This is a genomic window from Streptomyces sp. NPDC045021, from assembly GCF_056432645.1.
Window position 1 is genome coordinate 114,949 of record NZ_JBWKIQ010000007.1, and the last position, 17,986, is coordinate 132,934.

At 71.9% G+C, this 17,986-nt stretch carries 14 protein-coding genes; 7 read left to right on the top strand and 7 right to left on the bottom strand.

The features are described from left to right. Window positions 1–115: 115 nt before the first annotated feature. The 3 genes from AC07DC_RS21940 to AC07DC_RS21950 all read right to left on the bottom strand — a co-directional run bounded on the left by AC07DC_RS21940 (window position 116) and on the right by AC07DC_RS21950 (window position 2,678). Entirely contained in the window at window positions 116–712 is a 597-nt protein-coding gene (locus AC07DC_RS21940) for a TIGR03086 family metal-binding protein (RefSeq protein ID WP_478916102.1), read from the bottom strand. 429 nt (window positions 713–1,141) lie between these two features. Next, entirely contained in the window at window positions 1,142–1,336 is a 195-nt protein-coding gene (locus tag AC07DC_RS21945; protein WP_478916103.1) for a ferredoxin, read from the bottom strand. A gap of 100 nt (window positions 1,337–1,436) precedes the next feature. Then, window positions 1,437–2,678: a cytochrome P450 gene (locus tag AC07DC_RS21950; RefSeq protein ID WP_478916104.1), complete on the bottom strand. Its 1,242-nt coding sequence runs from the start codon at window positions 2,676–2,678 to the stop codon at window positions 1,437–1,439. Between the two features lie 234 nt (window positions 2,679–2,912). On the opposite strand from AC07DC_RS21950, the gene AC07DC_RS21955 reads away from it, so the two are divergent. The 6 genes from AC07DC_RS21955 to meaB all read left to right on the top strand — a co-directional run bounded on the left by AC07DC_RS21955 (window position 2,913) and on the right by meaB (window position 11,706). Further along, the gene (locus tag AC07DC_RS21955; protein WP_478916105.1) at window positions 2,913–3,542 is read left to right on the top strand and encodes a flavin reductase family protein; all 630 of its coding nucleotides are present in this window, start codon (window positions 2,913–2,915) and stop codon (window positions 3,540–3,542) included. A 156-nt stretch (window positions 3,543–3,698) separates the two neighbouring features. Beyond that, window positions 3,699–5,732 (top strand): ATP-binding protein, encoded by a 2,034-nt coding sequence (locus AC07DC_RS21960; protein WP_478916411.1) that lies wholly within the window; start codon window positions 3,699–3,701, stop codon window positions 5,730–5,732. Window positions 5,733–5,813: 81 nt separating this feature from the next. Beyond that, window positions 5,814–6,314, top strand: coding sequence for an N-acetyltransferase family protein (locus tag AC07DC_RS21965; protein WP_478916106.1), 501 nt, complete (start codon window positions 5,814–5,816; stop codon window positions 6,312–6,314). A 241-nt stretch (window positions 6,315–6,555) separates the two neighbouring features. Further along, a complete protein-coding gene (mutA, locus tag AC07DC_RS21970) occupies window positions 6,556–8,457 on the top strand; it encodes a methylmalonyl-CoA mutase small subunit (protein ID WP_478916107.1) in 1,902 nt (633 codons plus the stop codon). After that, a complete protein-coding gene (scpA, locus tag AC07DC_RS21975; protein ID WP_478916108.1) occupies window positions 8,457–10,706 on the top strand; it encodes a methylmalonyl-CoA mutase in 2,250 nt (749 codons plus the stop codon). Before mutA ends, scpA begins: the two co-directional genes overlap by 1 nt. Window positions 10,707–10,710: 4 nt before the next feature. Further along, window positions 10,711–11,706 carry a methylmalonyl Co-A mutase-associated GTPase MeaB gene (gene meaB, locus AC07DC_RS21980; protein ID WP_478916109.1) on the top strand — a complete coding sequence of 332 codons (996 nt, stop codon included), beginning with the start codon at window positions 10,711–10,713 and terminating at the stop codon, window positions 11,704–11,706. A 15-nt stretch (window positions 11,707–11,721) separates the two neighbouring features. Here the strand turns inward: meaB and AC07DC_RS21985 are convergent, their stop codons facing one another. Further along, entirely contained in the window at window positions 11,722–12,732 is a 1,011-nt protein-coding gene (locus tag AC07DC_RS21985) for a LysR family transcriptional regulator (protein ID WP_478916110.1), read from the bottom strand. Window positions 12,733–12,990: 258 nt separating this feature from the next. On the opposite strand from AC07DC_RS21985, the gene snpA reads away from it, so the two are divergent. Beyond that, window positions 12,991–13,650: a snapalysin gene (gene snpA / locus AC07DC_RS21990; protein ID WP_478916111.1), complete on the top strand. Its 660-nt coding sequence runs from the start codon at window positions 12,991–12,993 to the stop codon at window positions 13,648–13,650. Window positions 13,651–13,724: 74 nt separating this feature from the next. On the opposite strand, the gene AC07DC_RS21995 is transcribed toward snpA, so the two are convergent. From AC07DC_RS21995 to AC07DC_RS22005, 3 genes are all read right to left on the bottom strand, one after another. Next, the gene (locus AC07DC_RS21995; RefSeq protein ID WP_478916112.1) at window positions 13,725–14,342 is read right to left on the bottom strand and encodes a DUF6629 family protein; all 618 of its coding nucleotides are present in this window, start codon (window positions 14,340–14,342) and stop codon (window positions 13,725–13,727) included. 173 nt (window positions 14,343–14,515) lie between these two features. After that, entirely contained in the window at window positions 14,516–16,639 is a 2,124-nt protein-coding gene (locus AC07DC_RS22000) for a tetratricopeptide repeat protein (RefSeq protein ID WP_478916113.1), read from the bottom strand. Beyond that, window positions 16,636–17,814 (bottom strand): hypothetical protein, encoded by a 1,179-nt coding sequence (locus tag AC07DC_RS22005; RefSeq protein ID WP_478916114.1) that lies wholly within the window; start codon window positions 17,812–17,814, stop codon window positions 16,636–16,638. The genes AC07DC_RS22000 and AC07DC_RS22005 overlap by 4 nt, the downstream gene beginning before the upstream one ends. Window positions 17,815–17,986 lie beyond the last annotated feature (172 nt).

Consider the following 17,986-nt stretch of genomic DNA (forward strand, 5'->3'; position numbering starts at 1 on the left):
TCGCTGTTGCTTCCTGAGAGCGGCGCAGGCGACCGGAGTGTGACATCCGCACCGGGAAATGTGATCCACGTCGCACCGGTGACCGGCCCGGTCCCCGACGCCGATCACGAGGGCGTCAGCGCGGTTTCTCGGGATCGCGACCGAAGAACGCCGCGAGGCGGTCGTACACCGGAGCATCCGGGCGGGCGGTCACCTCAGGACCGAACGCCTCGGGGCCACCCTCCTCGCCACGGAACTCCGGTCGCAGCGCCCCCTGGGCCCAGACGAGTGCGGCCTCACCCACCTCGGGGTCCAGTTCGACCGGCCGGCCCAGCGCTGTCGCCAGGTCCCACGCGTGGACCGCGAACTCGGTGAACTGCTGGTCGACGGGGAATCTCGCGGGCACCTCACCCATCCCGGGGAGCTCGATCGTTCCCGTCAGATCGCCGGCCCGCCGCCAGGCTTCGAGCAGCGCGGCGGAACCCTCGCGAAAGGCCGCCGACCGCCCACCGCCCGCACCCCGCGGTGGCTCGCCCGATGCGGGAGTTCCGCCGCCGGCCCGCTCCGCGAAGTGCCCCAGGGCCTCGATGAGGTGATCGAGCAGATCGGCGACGGTCCAGGAACGGCAGGGAGTCGCCAGCGTCAGCTGGTCGTCGGCGACCGAGTCGACGAGCGCACCAGACTGGTCGAGGGAGCGGGACAGCAACACGAGGGGTTCGGTGGACGGCGGCATCGGCATTCCTCGGATTCGCGAGCGCCGGGCGGAGCCGCGCTCTGAGCCATCGTGCAGGACCGGCTCAATATCGCATCCGGACGGCGGACCCGCGGCGGACGACACGTTCCGCCGATCACCCGGTGGCGGGCCGCCGCGTGCGGGAACGGGTACCGCGCCGGCGGCGATCGTCGCCAACTTCGTCGCCCGTCACCGGCGTTCACCCGACGACCGGGCAGTACTGCGGCAGGGCGTGATCTCCCCGGGCGGGGGGTACGCGAGGAGCGACCAGCGTCGCCGACGAGACCGGGAGTGTGCCGTGGATTCTTCCCGCCTGTTGCTGAGCGTCATCGCTCGTGTGGTGTGCCCGCGGTGCCATCGCACGAAGTGCATCTGCGCGAAGCGGAGTCAGTGGTCCCGCTGACCGGACCCGGCGGGCCGCCGTCCGCGTTACTCACTGACGCTGATGGCACCCGCCGGGCAGCACGCGACCGCTTCCTCGACGGCGGATTCCGCGCTCTGCGGTGGGCTGCTCGCCAGGAGGACGACCCGGCCGTCGTCGTCCGCCTGGTCGAAGACGTCGGGGGCGGTCAGGACGCAGAGGCCAGAGCTGCAGCACAGAGCGCGGTCGATGGTGACGCGCACGGGGTACTCCTTCATGTTTCAGGGCGGGAGGGCGGCAGGTTCCGGTGGCGGCCGGGATCAGCCGGGCGCTCCGGGTCCGATCAGCCGGGCTCAGCGGGGCTCACCAGGCCACGGGCAGGTGGAAGAGTCCGAACACCGCCATGGTGTGACGGAACGACAGCTCTCCGGTGGGAACGCCGATCCGCAGTCCTGGCAGCCGCCGCACGATGCCGGTCAGGGCGCACTGGAGTTCCAGTCGGGCCAGCGGCTGTCCCAGGCACTGGTGGACGCCGAAGCCGAAGGCCAGATGCCTGCGGCCGGGACGTCCCACATCGAGCCGGTCCGGCTCGGGGAAAGCCCGTTCGTCCCGGTTCGCCGCGGCCAGCGAGACGAGAACGCCCTCGCCCGCGCGTATCGTGACGTCACCGACCTCCGCGTCGGCCAGGGCCACCCGGGGCAGCCCGGTGTGCACGATGGTCTGGTGCCGCAGCAGTTCCTCCACCGCCGCCGGCACCCGGCCCGGGTCCGCGCACAACAGCTCCCACTGCCGTGGGTGTTCCAGCAGGTCCAGGACGGACAGCGCCGTCATGTTGGCGGTGGTCTCATGCCCGGCGATGAGCAGGAGCAGCGCCATTCGGACGGTGTCGTCCACCGTGAGGTCGCCATGGTCCGTGTGGTCCGCCAGGAGTCTGCTGAGCAGGTCGTCCTGCGGATGGACGGCTTTCTCGCCGACCAGGTCGCGCAGGTAGTCGCTCAGTTCGTCGCGCGCGGCGCGGACCTCCGCCACGGGGGTTTCCTGGTTCAGCAGCACGCGGCTGTGCTCCTGGAAGAAGCCGTGGTCGGCGTAGGGCACACCGAGCAGCTCGCAGATCACGAGCGACGGCAGGGGCAGGGCGAACGTGTCGACCAGGTCCGCCGGGGAGCCGGCCGCGATCATGTCGTCGAGCAGACCGTCCACGATCCGCCCGACGCGCGGGCCGAGCCGGGCGACGCGCTTGATCATGAATTCCTGGGTCACCATGCGGCGTTGGCGGTCGTGCTCCGGCGGGTCCATCCGGATGAACGAGGGGGGCGAGTCGCGCAGCGCGGTCGCGGACGGTGAGACGAACGGGAAGCCGTCGCGGGTGGAATCGGCGCTGAATCGTTCGTCCCGCAGCACTTGGCGTGCCTCCGCATGGCGGGTGACGAGCCAGGGCCGGCTGCCGTCCCAGAGAGTGACGCGCGACGCGGCGGCCTGCTTCCGCAGCTCGCCGAGGAGCACCGGCGGATCCATCGGGCAGCCGCGGTGTCCGGGATAAGCGGGGTCCGCGGCTCGGCCGCCAAACGGGTCGGCGGGGGACGGCGTGGCATCGGTGTGGGTCATGGAGAAGGTGCACCTCCGGTGGGAACCCCCGTTACATATGGTCGCCTGAGGAAACCAATTCGACGGTAGATCGTCCGCCCCTCATGGCGGTAGGGCGCGTTCCGGACACCCACCACCCCACCGGACATGGCCGGTTCTGCCCGGCCCCGTCCACGGCAACGCCGCCCCCGCCGGCCTCCAGGGCGCCCGACACTTCGGCCGGCACCGAACGTTCTCCGTCCTACCGTCGGGCCCATGAACACCACAGCCGCGACACGCCACCTGACGATCGAGCCGAGCGTCCTGTACTTCGGGACGCCGGTGGTGCTGCTCACCACCGAGAACGCGGACGGCACGTTCAATCTGGCCCCGATGTCCTCGGCCTGGGCCCTGGGCCAGGTCGTCGTGCTGGGGCTGGGCGGCGAGGGACAGACCGCGCACAACCTCCGGGAACGGCCCGAGCTCACCATCAATCTGCCGTCACCCGGGCAGTGGCGGGCCGTCGAGCGACTGGCCCCGCTGACCGGCCGGGACCCGGTACCCGAGCACAAGCGGGACCGGTTCCGTCACGAGCCGGACAAGTTCGGGACGGCCGGGCTGCGGCCCGAGCCCTCCGCGTCGGTCCGGCCGCCGCGGGTGGCGGAGTGCCCGCTCCAGCTCGAGGGCCGGGCCGTCGGGATCCGGCCGGACACGTCCGGCGGCTTCCTCATCGTCGAGGTCCAGGTGCTGCGGGTCCACGCCGACCCGCGGATCGTCGTGCCGGGCACCGCGCACATCGACCCCGCCAACTGGAGCCCGCTGATCTACAACTTCCGGCACTACCACGGCCTCGGTCCCGAGCTGGGCCACAGCTTCCGCTCCGAGACACCGCGGCAGGACGGCTGACCGACCCCACAGCCCGGGTCCCGCGCACTTCCTGGACGACCCGCGCCGGCGGGCCGGACGCTCGTGCGCGCCCGCGGCGCCCCGGCTCGGGCGGATGCGGGCAGATTCCCCGTCGCGCCTGACCGCGCTGCCGCCGGGTGCCAGACTGGGCCCGTGATGGGCCATATTCCCGAGGAATCCACCAGTTTCGTGGGGCGCGCCGATGAACTGGCCTGCCTGGAGAGCGCATTGGCCGGTCACCGGCTGGTCACCCTGACCGGCACCGGCGGCGTGGGTAAGACCAGGGTGGCGCTACGGGCCGCGGGCCGCGCCGCCGAGCGGTACCGGGACGGCGTGTGGTGGGCCGATCTGTCGTCCCTCGACGGGGAACGGCTGTTGCTGGCAACCGTCTCGGACGCGGTCGACCTCTCCGACCACACGTCCCGGATGCCGGTCGAGGCGCTGTGCGAATGGCTTTCCGTCAAGGAACTGCTGCTGGTTCTGGACTCCTGCGAGCACCTGGTCGACAGCTGCCGGCATCTGGTGGCGGACCTGCTGACCACCGTTCCCGGTCTGACCGTCCTGGCCACCAGCAGACAGCCGCTGGAGCTGGACACCGAACACGTGATGGACGTCCCGCCGATGCGGGCAGACGGCCAGGACGCGCTGGCGCTGTTCACCGAGCGCGCCGCCGCCACGAGTTCCGGCGGCCGGCCGGCCGAGGCCGCGGCATCGGCGGCGAGCGCGATCTGCCGCCGATTGGAAGGCATCCCGTTGGCACTGGAACTCGCCGCCGCGCAGGTCGGGCAGGCCACCGTGGAGGAGGTCTCCGCACGACTCGGCTCCCGCTTCGACCTGGTGAGCCGGTCGGTCTCCGTATCGCCGCGGCGGCACCGGACCCTGCGGACCACCATCGGCTGGAGCCACGAGCTCTGTCGGCCGCTGGAGCGGCTGCTCTGGGCGCGGCTGACCGTCTTCCGGGGCGCCTTCGACCTCGAATCGGCCCGGTCGGTGTGCGCGGGCGGTCCGCTGAGCGCCGACGACGTCGGTCCGGCGCTGGAACGGCTGGTGGCCCAGTCGGTGGTCCGGCAGGACGGCAGGCGCTACCGCATGCTGGACACCATCCGGGAGTACGGCCAGTGGTGGCTGCGCGCACTGTCCGAGGACGGCGCCCTGGCCGACCGCCACGCGTACCACTTCCTGCGGCTGGCACGGCAGGCCGACGCGGGATGGCTCAGCGCCGACCAGGCCAGCTGGTACCGCTGGGTCAGCGACGCGCGCACGGATCTGCGCACCGCCCTGGACCACCTCCTCGCCACCGCCCCCCGGCACGCTCTCGACCTCGCCGGCCTGATCGGCTTCTTCTGGAGCGGCTGCGGCCGCCTCCACGAGACCCGCGGCTACCTGGAACAGGGACTGGCCGGGTACGGCGCGCGCGGTCCCGAACGGACCCGGGCACTGTGGGCGTTGGGCTTCACCGTGACGCTCCAGGGCGACTACGGGACCGCGCGCCGGCTGAGCGAGGAGTCCGCCCGAGCGGCGCGGGAGGACGGCGACAACGAGGCGATCGTCGCAGCCGCCTACCTCAGCGGCCTCATCTCCCTGCTGACCGGGGAGCCGCTCGCCGCGCAGCTGACGACCGACCACGCCCTGAACGTCGAACCCGGCCCGCCCTTCGCCTCGGCCGCCCGGCTCCGCTGCCATCTGATCAGGGTGTTCGCCCTCATCGGGCTCGGCGAACTACCCAAGGCCCACACCGAGGCGGCGGAGCTGCGCGACCGGTGCGTGGAGCTCGACGAGTGCTGGACCCGCACCTACCTCGACTATCAGCTCTCCATCGTCGCCCTCCTCGCCGGCAACCCCACCGCGGCTGCCCGGCACGCCCGGACGATGCTCGACGGCAAGCAGCTCCTGCGCGACAACTTCGGCATCGCTCTGGGCCTCGATCTGCTGGCAGCCGCCATCGCGGCGCAGGGCGAAGGCGAACGGGCGGCGGGGGTCTTCGGCGTCGGGCAGGCCTTCTGGCGCACCGTCGGCCATCCCCAACGGGGGACGCCGGAGTTGGGCCCGATCCGCGAGGAGTGCGAACGGACGGCGCGGGCCCGCATCGGTGACGACGCCTACGAGCGGGCCTTCCGGCGCGGCGCCTCCGCGAACCTCCAGACCGCCCTGGCCTCCGTCCTGGAAGCCGCCTCCCCGATCGAGGCCTGACCCGGCCCGCCCTCCCCGCGGCACCCGCGGTGACCGAGGGCGGACCTGCTCTCCCGCCCGCCCTCATGGCATCCTCGGCCCATGAGCGAGCTGAGGATCGTCCCGATGAGTGCGGCGCACGCGCCGGAGGTCCTGGCGGTCTACCAAGCCGGGATCGACGAGGGCGACGCCACGTTCGAGACCGAAGCGCCGGACTGGGCGGCCTTCGACGCGGCGAGGCTCCCGGCACACCGGATGGTCGCCCTCGACGGCGACGGCGGAGCCGTCCTGGGATGGGTGGCCGTCTCACCGGTCTCCGGCCGCAGCGCGTACGCCGGGGTGGTGGAGCACTCCGTGTACGTGGATCCCCGGGCACGCGGACGCGGGGTGGGCAGCGCCCTGCTCGAAGCGCTGGTCACGTCCACCGAGGCGGCCGGCATCTGGACCATCCAGTCCGGAGTCTTCCCGGAGAACACAGCCAGCCTGCGCCTGCACGACCGCGCGGGGTTCCGCGTGATCGGCACCCGCGAACGCATCGGCCGACACCACGGCGTCTGGCGGGACGTGGTGCTGCTGGAGCGGCGCAGCTCCGTCACCGGTTGACGAGCCGGTACGCACACCAGTGACGAGTCGGTACGAATCGGGCACCGGTCGCCGTCCCGAGCGCTCGGGCGGACTCCCCGTCCACCCCCTGGGCCACACCTGCCCGGCCCCCCTGACCATCTGCGGGGGCCGGTCGCCGAAGGCCCAAAAGCCCCAGTTCAGGACGGTGGGGACCGGCAAAGAGGGCAAGGTCACAGTCGTGGGCCTGCCCTGCCTTTAGCGGCTGCCCTAGCCTTTCCTCATGACGGTCCTGCCTGATCACGGACTCCCCTTGGCCGACGAGTTCCCGGACGCTTCCCGCGAGCAGTGGCAACGCCTTGTCGAAGGCGTACTCCACAAAGCGGGCACAGCGGTCCCGGGTACCCCGGCCGAGGAAACGCTGTCCACCACGCTCCAGGACGGAATCGCCGTCCGTCCCCTGTACACCGCGCAGGACAGCGCCGCGGATTCCGGCTATCCCGGCTTCCCGCCGTTCACCCGCGCCGGACGGCCGGAGGGCACCGCAGGCACCGGGTGGGACGTGCGCCAGCGGCATGCCCGCCCCGATCCGAAGCGCACCAACGAAGCCGTACTCGCGGACCTGGAGAACGGCGTCACCTCGCTGTGGCTGCTCGTCGGCGGCGCCGGTATGCCCGTGTCCGGGATCCCGACGGCCCTAGAGGGCGTCTACCTCGACCTCGCGCCGGTCGTCCTGGACGCCGGCCCCGAGTTCGAGGCCGCCGCCAAGGAGTTGCTGAGCCTCTACGAGACGCGCGGGGTGCCGCCGCACTCGGCGCTCGGCAACCTCGGCGCGGATCCGCTGGGACAGGCGGCCCGTACTGGGCAGCACTCCGCTCTCGACTCGCAGCCGGCGGCCGCCGCCGAACTGGCCGGGCTGTGTCACCGCGAGTACCCCGGGCTGCGGGCACTGACGGTGGACGCGCTGCCCTATCACGGGGCCGGTGCCTCGGCCGCGCAGGAGCTGGGCTGCTCCATCGCCACCGGCGTCGCGTATCTGCGGGAGCTGACCGGCGCGGGGCTGACGGTCGACGCGGCCTGCGCCCAGCTGGAGTTCCGCTACGCGGCCACCGCCGACCAGTTCCTGACCATCGCCAAGCTGCGCGCCGCGCGGCGGCTGTGGGCCCGGGTGGCCGAGGCGAGCGGGGCGGCCACCACCGCGGGGGCGCAGCGCCAGCACGCGGTGACCTCGCCGGTGATGATGACCCGGCGCGACCCGTGGGTGAACATGCTGCGCACCACGGTCGCCTGTGTCGCGGCCGGTGTGGGCGGCGCCGACACGGTGACCGTGCTGCCCTTCGACGACGCGCTCGGCCTGCCGGACGACTTCGCCCGGCGGATCGCCCGCAACACCTCCTCGATTCTGATGGAGGAGTCCCACCTGGCTCGGGTCATCGACCCGGCGGGCGGCTCCTGGTATGTGGAGCAGCTGACGGACGAGCTGTCCCATGCGGCGTGGTCCTGGTTCCAGGAGATCGAACGCGCCGGGGGCCAGGCGGCAGCCCTGCGGTCCGGTCTGGTCGCGGACCGCCTCTCGGGCAGCTGGGAGCAGCGGTCCGCGGACCTCGCGCACCGCCGCGAGCCGATCACGGGTGTCAGCGAGTTCCCGAATCTCGCCGAACAGTTGGTGGAGCGCGAGACCGCGCCGGAGCCGGCCGGGGCCCTCGCGGGCGACGGCGGCGGACTGCCGACGGTCCGGCGCGACGACGCCTTCGAGGCGCTGCGGGCCCGCTCCGACGCGCATCTGGCCACCACCGGCGCCCGGCCGCGGGCCTTCCTGGCCGCACTGGGTCCGGCCGCGGCACACACCGCCCGCGCGAGCTTCGCCGCCAACCTCTTCCAGGCGGGCGGCATCGAGACCGTCCAGGACCCGGTGACGGTCGACGCCGCGTCGGTCGCCGAGGCGTTCGCCCGCAGCGGCGCCACCATGGCCTGTCTGTGCTCCAGCGACAAGCTGTACGCCGAGCAGGCCGCGGACGTCGCGGCCGCCCTGGTCTCGGCCGGCGCCCAGCGGGTGTTCCTCGCGGGCCGTCCGGGTGAGCTGCGAGAAACGTATCTTCGGGCCGGAGTCGACGAGTTCGTCTTCGCGGGCGGCGACGCTGTCGCCACCCTCGCCTCCGTCCTTGACCGCATGGGAGTGGCGTGATGCAGGGCAGCACGGGGCAGCCGGGATCGATCCCGGACTTCGCGGACATCGGCCTGGTGCCGGACGGTCCGGCCGGCGCCGCGCCCGGTGACGGCGTCACCGGCGACCAGTGGCGGGCGGCCGTGCGGGAGAGCACGGGCAAGGACGCCGAGGACCTGCTCTGGCAGACGCCGGAGGGCATCGGCGTCAAGCCGCTGTACACCTCCGACGACCTGGCCGGTCTCGACTTCCTGGAGACCTACCCGGGGATCGCGCCGTACCTGCGCGGGCCGTACCCGACGATGTACGTCAACCAGCCGTGGACGATCCGCCAGTACGCCGGCTTCTCCACCGCCGAGGAGTCCAACGCCTTCTACCGGCGCAACCTCGCGGCCGGGCAGAAGGGGCTGTCCATCGCCTTCGACCTGCCCACCCACCGCGGCTACGACAGCGACCATCCGCGGGTCACGGGCGATGTCGGCATGGCGGGCGTGGCCATCGACTCCATCTATGACATGCGGCAGCTGTTCGACGGCATCCCGCTGGACCGGATGAGCGTGTCGATGACGATGAACGGCGCGGTGCTGCCGGTCCTCGCCCTCTACATCGTCGCGGCCGAGGAACAGGGTGTGCCCCCGGAGAAGCTCGCGGGGACCATCCAGAACGACATCCTCAAGGAGTTCATGGTCCGCAACACCTACATCTACCCGCCGCAGCCGTCGATGCGGGTGATCTCCGACATCTTCGCGTACACCTCGCAGAAGATGCCGCGCTACAACTCCATCTCCATCTCCGGCTACCACATCCAGGAGGCCGGAGCCACGGCCGACCTGGAGCTGGCCTACACGCTGGCCGACGGCGTCGAGTACCTGCGCGCGGGGCTGGCGGTCGGGCTGGACGTGGACGCCTTCGCACCGCGGCTGTCGTTCTTCTGGGCCATCGGCATGAACTTCTTCATGGAGATCGCCAAGTTGCGGGCGGCCCGGCTGCTGTGGGCCAAGCTCGTCAAGGGCTTCGACCCCAAGAACCCCAAGTCGCTGTCGCTGCGCACCCATTCGCAGACGTCGGGCTGGTCGCTGACCGCGCAGGACGTGTTCAACAACGTGCCGCGCACCTGCGTCGAGGCCATGGCAGCCACCCAGGGGCACACCCAGTCGCTGCACACCAACGCGCTGGACGAGGCGCTGGCGCTGCCCACCGACTTCTCCGCCCGCATCGCCCGCAACACCCAGCTGTTCCTGCAGCAGGAGTCGGGCACCTGCCGGGTCATCGACCCGTGGGGCGGCAGCGCGTACGTCGAGAAGCTCACCCACGATCTCGCCCGGCGCGCCTGGCAGCACATCGAGGAGGTCGAGGCCGCGGGCGGCATGGCGAAGGCCATCGACGCGGGCATCCCGAAGCTGCGCGTCGAGGAGGCCGCGGCCCGGACCCAGGCCCGTATCGACTCCGGACGCCAGGCACTGATCGGCGTCAACAAGTACCGCGTCGGGACCGACGAGAAGATCGACGTCCTCAAGGTCGACAACTCCTCGGTCCGCACCCAGCAGATCGAGAAGCTGCGGCGGCTGCGCGCGGAGCGGGACGAGGGCGCCTGCCAGGACGCGCTGCGCGCGCTGACCGCGGCCGCCCGGGACGGGAACCGGCCCGGCGGCGGCCTGGAGGGCAACCTGCTCGCGCTCGCGGTGAACGCGGCGCGCGCCAAGGCGACCGTCGGTGAGATCTCGAACGCACTGGAGGAGGTGTACGGCCGGCACGTCGGCCAGATCCGTACCATCACCGGTGTGTACCGAGACGAGGCAGGAACGTCGCCCGGCGTGGAGCGCACCCGCAAGCTGGCGGACGCGTTCGCCGAGGCAGAGGGCAGGCGGCCGCGCATCCTGGTCGCCAAGATGGGCCAGGACGGCCACGACCGCGGCCAGAAGGTGATCGCCACCGCCTTCGCCGACCTCGGATTCGACGTCGACGTCGGCGCGCTGTTCCAGACCCCGGCCGAAGTGGCCCGCCAGGCGGTCGAGGCCGACGTCCACATCGTCGGTGTCTCCTCGCTCGCGGCCGGCCATCTGACGCTGGTGCCGGCGCTGCGCGAGCAGCTCGCCGAGGCGGGCCGGGAGGACATCACGATCGTTGTCGGCGGGGTCATCCCGCCGCAGGACATCGAGACCCTCCACGAGGCGGGCGCCGCCGCGGTGTTCCCGCCCGGCACGGTGATCCCGGACGCCGCGTACGACCTGCTGAACACCCTCGCCACCGCTCTCGGCCACGAGTTGTGAGCCGATGGCACCCACGATCGACATCGACGGCTACATCAAGGGCGTCCTCGACGGGTCGCGGCCGCACATCGCCCGGGCGATCACACTCGTCGAGTCCACCCGCCCCGCCCACCGCGAGCAGGCCCAGCGGCTGCTGACCGAGCTGCTTCCGCACTCGGGAACGGCCCGCCGGGTCGGCATCAGCGGGGTGCCGGGCGTGGGCAAGTCCACGTTCATCGACGCGCTCGGCACCATGCTCACCGGCCTCGGCCACCGGGTCGCGGTGCTGGCCGTCGATCCGTCCTCCACCCGGACCGGCGGCTCCATCCTGGGCGACAAGACCCGAATGGAACGGCTGGCGGTGGACCCGGCCGCCTTCGTGCGACCCTCGCCGACCTCCGGGACGCTGGGCGGCGTGACCAGGGCCACTCGTGAGTCGATCATCGTCATGGAGGCGGCGGGGTACGACGTGGTGCTCGTCGAGACCGTCGGCGTCGGGCAGTCCGAGACCTCCGTGGCCAACATGGTCGACTCGTTCCTGCTGCTCACCCTGGCCCGCACCGGGGACCAGTTGCAGGGCATCAAGAAGGGCGTCCTCGAACTCGCGGACCTCGTCGCCGTCAACAAGGCCGACGGTCCGCACGAGCGCGAAGCCGCCTCGGCAGCCCGGGAGTTGGCGGGCGCGCTGCGACTGCTGCAGCCGCTGGACGCGGGCTGGACGCCGCCGGTGCTCACCTGCAGCGCGCGCGAGAACAGCGGACTCGACGCCGTCTGGGAGCGCCTGGAGCAGCACCGGCGCGTACTGCTGACCGACGGCCGACTGGAGGCGAAGCGGCGCGACCAGCAGATCGAATGGACCTGGTCCATGGTCCGCGATCAGCTCCTCGCCCGCGTGCGCGAACACCCCGACGTCCGGAGTCTGGCGCCCGTCGTGGAACGGCAGGTCCGGGACGGCACGCTCACCGCGACGCTGGCCGCCGAACGTCTGCTCGCGGCCTTCCAGCCGCCGGACGGCGGCTGACCCGCTCCAGCGGTGTCAGGCGCAACCGGCCCTTCGGGACACATCGTCCGCGTCCACGTACAGCAGTGGTCTGTTGTTCCTGGCAAGCCACTGCCGGTACGTGGTCGCCGCGGCGGCCGCCTCCCGGTAGGCCGCGACCAGGTCGGCGTAGAGCGCGTCGACCTCCGCGGTTCCCACCACCCCGGCGGCCCCTTCGGGCAACACCCGGGAGGCCATGAAGAGTTCGACCGCTATCGGGTCGCCGCGCAGCGGCCGGATGGCCATCCCGTGCCGCGGCTGGGAGGTCGGCTGGCAGGGGGCGACGGCCTCACCGGCGGCGACCATGTCGGCGGCGGTCAGATAGTCCCCGTACGCCACTCTCGGCGTGAACCCCGATGCACGCAGGGCCCGTTGCACACCGTCCCACTCGCCGTCGACACTCGGGTCGACCATCCAGCGGTCGCCGGCGACGTCGGCCAGTGAGACCACGCTCTGGCGGGCCGCCGGATGGTGCGCGTGCAGGGCGATGAACTGCGGCTCCCGCGCGACGAGGACCCGCCGTTCGAGGCCGTCCGGGATCCGTAGCGGCGCGCCCTCGACCTCGTGGACGAAGGCCACGTCGAGCTGGTTCAACGCGACCATCTGCAGAAGGGCGTTGGCCGACACGTCAACCCGGATCGTGGTGTCCGCGTCGGGCAGCCTGGCGTGCACCCGGCTCACCCACCCGGCCATGGCGCGGCTCGCGGTGCCGCCGATCCGCAGATGCGGACCGGCGGCCCTGACCACCGCCGCCTGCGTCTCGGCCACCAACGTGTTCATCTCGGCGACGAGTGGCCGCGCCCGGCACAGGACCGTCCGCCCCAGCGGAGTCGGGCGGCTGCCCGTGCGCTCCCGGGAGAACAACTGGCCCCCCAGCGCGCTCTCGATCCGTCGGAGCTGCGTCGTCAAGGACGGCTGGGTCATCCCCAGCTGCCGCGCCGCTTTGCGCACACTGCCGGTATCGGCGATGGCGCACAGTGCGCGAAGGTGCCTCACTTCGAGCTCCATGAGCGGAGGATATGGCGGGATCCGCGCGTCGCACCAGGGTCCCGAATCGCAGCAATACCCGTCTTTCGCGTACGAGTTGGCCACCGGGTATCGGCGATGTTCCCGGCCTATCGGCTCCTGACATCATCCCCGGCGGTGGGCTTGAGCCCCACACTCACCGGCATCAGCAGTTCATCCCCCAGCCCCGGCCGCCGTTCCCCCCAATTCAGCTGTACCTGACAGCGGCCGTCGGCTTCTCGGAGGAGAAGGAGACCCCCCATGCGATACCCCAAGGTGCTGCTCACGGCAGCGCTGGGCATCGGCCTCGCTGCGAGTCTGGGCACCGTGCCCGCCATCGCCGCCGCCCCGCAGGCGGACCAGAGCTCGACCCAGGCCTCGGCGTCCTACGCCGCCTACGCCGGGTCGAACGAGAACGCGGCCGCCAACAAGGCGTTCTTCGACGCCGTGCAGCGGTCCGTCGCGGCCAAGCGCGCGGCGAACCCCACGCTCCAGACCGTCACTCTCATCTACAGCACCAGCAACGCGCCGTCGTTCAGGTCCCAGATATCGCGCAGCGCGCAGATCTGGAACTCCGCGGAGAAGAACGTGAAGCTCCAGGAAGGCAGCAACGCGGACTTCGCGTACTACGAAGGCAACTCCAGCCAGGGCTCGTACGCGAGCACCGACGGTCACGGGAACGGCTACATCTTCCTGGACTACCGGCAGAACCAGCAGTACGACTCGATCCGGGTCGTCGCCCATGAGACCGGGCACGTGCTCGGTCTCCCGGACCACTACTCGGGTCCGTGCAGCGAGCTGATGTCGGGCGGCGGCCCCGGCACCTCCTGCCGCAACGAGGTCCCGAACGCGACGGAACGCGCTCGCGTGGACCGGCTCTGGGTCAACGGCCTGGCCGCCGGGATCGCGGCGCGCGGCTGATCCGTCCGCTCTGATCCACCGACGTCCCCGCACCGAACCACGGTGCGGGGACCTTCCGGCGCCCGGCGCCACGCTCACGGACCGGCCGGGCGGCGGCGTACCCAGGCGAGAAGGACGACGGAGACGGCAGCGGCGAAGGCGCACCAGGTGGAGATGAACTCCAGCCGCCACACCACCGCGCAGATCACCGCCCCGACCGCGACGAGAGCGCCGAGCAGCCGCAGCCACCGGTCGCCGCTGATCAGCAGGGAACCGATGGTGGCGACGAGATAGCCCGCGATGATCAGCGACGAGCGCGGCAGGTCGAGGCCGTAGCCGACGGTGTGGCCGCGGACATCGGCGGTCACGGTCCGGGTGGTGAGGTAGTACGCGAGGGTCACGGCGGTGACGAGCCCCACGACGGCCGGGACCATCAGCGGCCACCGCGCGCTCCTGGGCGCGGCGAGCAGCACCCCGAACGGCACCCACACCGGCAGCAACGGCAGGGCGATGACGGCCCAGGCCGTGGTGGCGGGGCCCGCGCCGCCGCCGGAGCGCCAGACGACGGACTCGACGATCTGGTGGGCTCCGAGGATCAGCGGCAGCGCCGCGAGCGGCAGATCACGGGCCCGCCGCACGCTCGCCAGGCAGGCCACCCCGACCGCGGCGATACCGGCACCCACCGCGAGGTCGGCCGTCGCACTCCAGCACATGGCGTCACCCGGGGATCGGAGGGAGAAGTGGATCCAGGTACAACGTCCTCCACCGTACGGCCCGGGCGGCGCCGGATCGGTCAGGCGCCCAGGCGGTCGGCGTCCCGGCTGAACAGAAGGTGCTCGCCCAAACCCGGTACTCGCCGCCGGGGTCGCCGGACCTCGCTCCCCCGTCAGCCCGCGACGGCCACGGCCAGGGCGGCCTGGCATTCGGCGAGCCGGCACTCGACGGCGTCGCGGTCGGCGCCGGTCAGGTCGAGGGCGCGCCGGTAGTCCGCGATGGCGGCCCGCCAGTTGCCCGCCGCCTGATGGGCGAAGCCGCGGTTGTAGAGCAGATCGGCGTCGTCCCCGGTCAGTGACAGGGCACGGGTCAGGTCCTCGACCGCTGCGGCGTGGTCGCCGGCCTCGTAGTGCAGGACGGCACGGTTGGCCAGCGCCGCCGAGCGCAGGGGGTCGGCGGCGAGCGCCTCGTCGAAGGCGCGCAGGGCCTCCTTCGCGTCATCCTGTTCCATGGCGATCAGTCCCCGCGTGCACAGCAGGTCCGGTTCGCCCGGATGCAGTTCCAGGCCCTGTGCGAGCTGGACGGAGGCGAGTTCTGTTTCGCCGGCGTCGATGAGCAGGGAGACGAGGTTGACCCGTGCGGCGAGGTAGTCGGGTTCGAGTTCCAGCACGTACCGCAGGTCGCTGAGCGCGCCGTCTATGTCCCCGGCGGCCGCGCGGGCGTCGGCCCGGTTGTAGTAGAGCTCGTGGATGGGCGGGGTGAGGGTGGCCGCCGTGTCGTAGTCCGCGAGCGCCGCGTCCAGGTCGCCCCGCTTGTACTGCAGTGCGGCACGGTCGCAGTAGTACTCCGGGTAGTACGGGTCGAGTGCGAGGACGCCGTTGAAGTCCTCGAGCGCCTCGTCCAGACGGCCGAGGGCCACATTCACCTGGGCTCGGTTGTGCAGCAGCACGGAGCGGTGCAGCGACTGCTTTCCGGGCTCCAGCTCGCGGTCCAGCCGGGCCAGTCCCTCGGTGACCAGGCGCAGCGCGGTTTCGGGATTGCCCCGGCGCAGTTCGACCAGGGCCAGTCCGTTCTCGTGGAAGACGGTGTGGAAGGCGCGGTCGGCAGGATCGGGCAGTTGCTTGGCGATGGCGATGGAGTTGTTGACGTACTGCTTCGCCAGATCCGAGTCCTGGCGCTCCTCGGGGTGGATCCGGGTGTACAGCATGGACAGGGCGTAGCTGGAGACCATGTGCACCACCGGGTCGGTGTACCGGCCGCGCAGCTCGCGGTAGATCGCCTCGGCCTCCTCGGTTCGTCCCAGCGCGCCCAGCGCCTGGGCAGTCTTGCCGCCGGCCACGCAGTACAGCCGCTCCTGTGTCACCGGGTCGAAGCTGTCACGCCCCTGCCGGCCGAGCTCGACGGCCGCGTCGTAGTACCCCATCCGGAGACAGTAGTCGGCGGCGGTCAGCAGGTCGCGGCACTCGTCGTCGGTGCGTCCTCCCGCGTGCGCGCGGTGGTAGGCGATGGCGCCGAGCCGCAGGCTCCAGTCGTCGTTTTCCTCCAGTTCGACGGCGCGGACCCGGTGCAGTCCGGCGCGCAGTCGCGGGTCGGCGTTCCGGTAGGCGGCGGCTTCCGCCGGGATGTCGCTGGTGCCGTCGGCGGTGATGTACGCCTGGAGGAGTTCGTTCTGGACGCGGGTGTCGGGCGCCGCGGACGCGGCCGGCAGCTCGGTGTGCCGCGCGTGGCGGTCCAGGGCCTGCGCCAGCGAGTCGGGGAGGTCCGGGGAGACACAGGTGCCGATCGCGAGGGTGAGGACCTCGGTCCTGGCGCGGCGCAGCAGGACCGTGATCAGTTCCTGGTCGGTGGGGTCGGCCGCGTGCAGGTTGTCGAAGAGGACCAGTTGCGGGCGGCCGGCCGTCGTACCGGCCTCCTGCGCCCACGCGTTGAGGAACTCCGTGAGGCCGTGGGCGATCCTGCGGGTGCGCAGGGGCGAGTAGTACCTGGTCCGCTCGGTCGGAGACGCCAGCGAGGTCAGTGTCTGCGGTGGCGCGTCGACGACGCCCTTGAGTTCGGGTGCGACCGACAGGATCTCGATGGCGTGCCGGGCGACCAGCGTGGGCCTGTCGCGCAGCACTCCGGGCACGATGGCGCGCAGCAGGCTGCCCGCCGCGGTGTACGGTCCGCGCAGCCGCCGGTGGCAGTCGACGGTGGTCAGGTGTCCGGCGGCGGCGAGTTCTCCGGCGGTCGCGGCCCGCACCGTACGGTCGGGTCCGCTGAGCCAGATGTGGCGGGGCGTCTGGCGGATGCTGCTCATGTGGGGCGTTCCTCTCTGCGGGCGCTCTTCCTGGCCGGCAGGAGGAACGGCAAGACGAATTGCGCGAGGATCACGGTGACCGAGCCGATGGAGTCCCAGAAGTGCACGTCGGTGCCGCCGTCGCCGGTCAGCCCGGCCGCCACCCGGGTCACGAACTCCGCCAGCGCCGGGATGATGGCCAGGGCCGCCCAGCCGATCAGGAGGACGACGCCGCCGATCATCGCGGGCGCGTAAAAGCGCGCCACCGCGGCGTCGCGCGGCGACCAGGGTCCGGCGTCGGCGGGTCGGGGGTGGACGCCGGGCACCCACCTCCATTGGCGGCGCAGCCGGGCGGTCGCCGCTTCGTGCAGGTCGGTGCAGCCCAGCACGGTCGTCACCATGTAGTACAGGTCGGTGCGCAGGAAGAAGAAGAACTGCCAGGCGATCCTGAACAGGGTGGGGAACGCGAACGCCAGGGCGACGCGGCCCGGCCAGGACAGCCCGCCGGTGGCAGCGTCGGCCGCCGCGGCCACCGTCAGGGCCGAGAAGAGCAGGACGTCCGCGAGGACCCCGGCGGTGAAGGGCAGATAGCGGCGCCGGCTCGGTACGCCGAGCAGCCCGTCGAGATGCGTCTCCAGGACGAGGAAGTACATCCGCCGGCCGACGGTCATCCGGGATCCGACGCCGAGCCGGCGGGCGGCCAGGACGTGGAACATCTCGTGCCACAGCAGACCCGGTATCTGGCCGAGCAGCAGCACGAGTTGGGTGAGCAGGAGGGAGTCCGCCAGGAAGATCGCGTGGGGGTGCGGGCGCGCCTGCGGTTCGCGGACCATCGCGACGACGCCGGCGGCGGTCAGCGTGGCGAAGAGGATCCAGGCCGGGGGCGAGAACAGCCAACGTCCCAGCCGCTGGTGGCGCACGTCGACCAGGCGTGCGGTGTCCTCGCCCGCCGAGCGGACGAAGCCGCAGTCGTCGAGGGTGCTGAGGAAATCCGTGATGTCGACCGGTTCGCCGTAGGTCTCCTGGTACCAGCGGGCGGCCGCGGTGGTCTCCATACCGTCCATGAGGCGTCGCAGCAGCTCGGCGCCGTCGGCCGGAAACGTCACGTAGGACTCGATGTCCGGGCGCCCCACAGTGACCTCGTCGCGCTCGGCCACGAAGGTGAGTTCATGGAATTCCGGATGCGGTGCTGTCATCACGTGTCTCCTGCAACGGCCTGAGCCCGCGCGCGGGAGGGCTTCCCGCACACGGGCCAGCAGCGGAACCTAAGTCAGCACCAGGGCCAGGTCCCGTACTGGGACGAAGCCGAGGTCAGCTTGACCGGGCCGTTCTTGCGGACAGTGATCTTCTTCATGTCATCACCTCCTC

Excerpts from the sequence above, each read along its gene's own strand:
- AC07DC_RS22000 (WP_478916113.1), bottom strand. The coding sequence starts at position 16,639 with ATGAGCAGCATCCGCCAGACGCCCCGCCACATCTGGCTCAGCGGACCC.
- AC07DC_RS22005 (WP_478916114.1), bottom strand. The coding sequence starts at position 17,814 with ATGACAGCACCGCATCCGGAATTCCATGAACTCACCTTCGTGGCCGAG.
- AC07DC_RS21940 (WP_478916102.1), bottom strand. The coding sequence starts at position 712 with ATGCCGCCGTCCACCGAACCCCTCGTGTTGCTGTCCCGCTCCCTCGAC.
- AC07DC_RS21955 (WP_478916105.1), top strand. The coding sequence starts at position 2,913 with ATGAACACCACAGCCGCGACACGCCACCTGACGATCGAGCCGAGCGTC.
- AC07DC_RS21965 (WP_478916106.1), top strand. The coding sequence starts at position 5,814 with ATGAGCGAGCTGAGGATCGTCCCGATGAGTGCGGCGCACGCGCCGGAG.
- AC07DC_RS21985 (WP_478916110.1), bottom strand. The coding sequence starts at position 12,732 with ATGGAGCTCGAAGTGAGGCACCTTCGCGCACTGTGCGCCATCGCCGAT.
- snpA (WP_478916111.1), top strand. The coding sequence starts at position 12,991 with ATGCGATACCCCAAGGTGCTGCTCACGGCAGCGCTGGGCATCGGCCTC.
- AC07DC_RS21995 (WP_478916112.1), bottom strand. The coding sequence starts at position 14,342 with ATGTGCTGGAGTGCGACGGCCGACCTCGCGGTGGGTGCCGGTATCGCC.
- scpA (WP_478916108.1), top strand. The coding sequence starts at position 8,457 with ATGCAGGGCAGCACGGGGCAGCCGGGATCGATCCCGGACTTCGCGGAC.
- AC07DC_RS21960 (WP_478916411.1), top strand. The coding sequence starts at position 3,699 with ATGGGCCATATTCCCGAGGAATCCACCAGTTTCGTGGGGCGCGCCGAT.
- mutA (WP_478916107.1), top strand. The coding sequence starts at position 6,556 with ATGACGGTCCTGCCTGATCACGGACTCCCCTTGGCCGACGAGTTCCCG.
- AC07DC_RS21950 (WP_478916104.1), bottom strand. The coding sequence starts at position 2,678 with ATGACCCACACCGATGCCACGCCGTCCCCCGCCGACCCGTTTGGCGGC.
- meaB (WP_478916109.1), top strand. The coding sequence starts at position 10,711 with ATGGCACCCACGATCGACATCGACGGCTACATCAAGGGCGTCCTCGAC.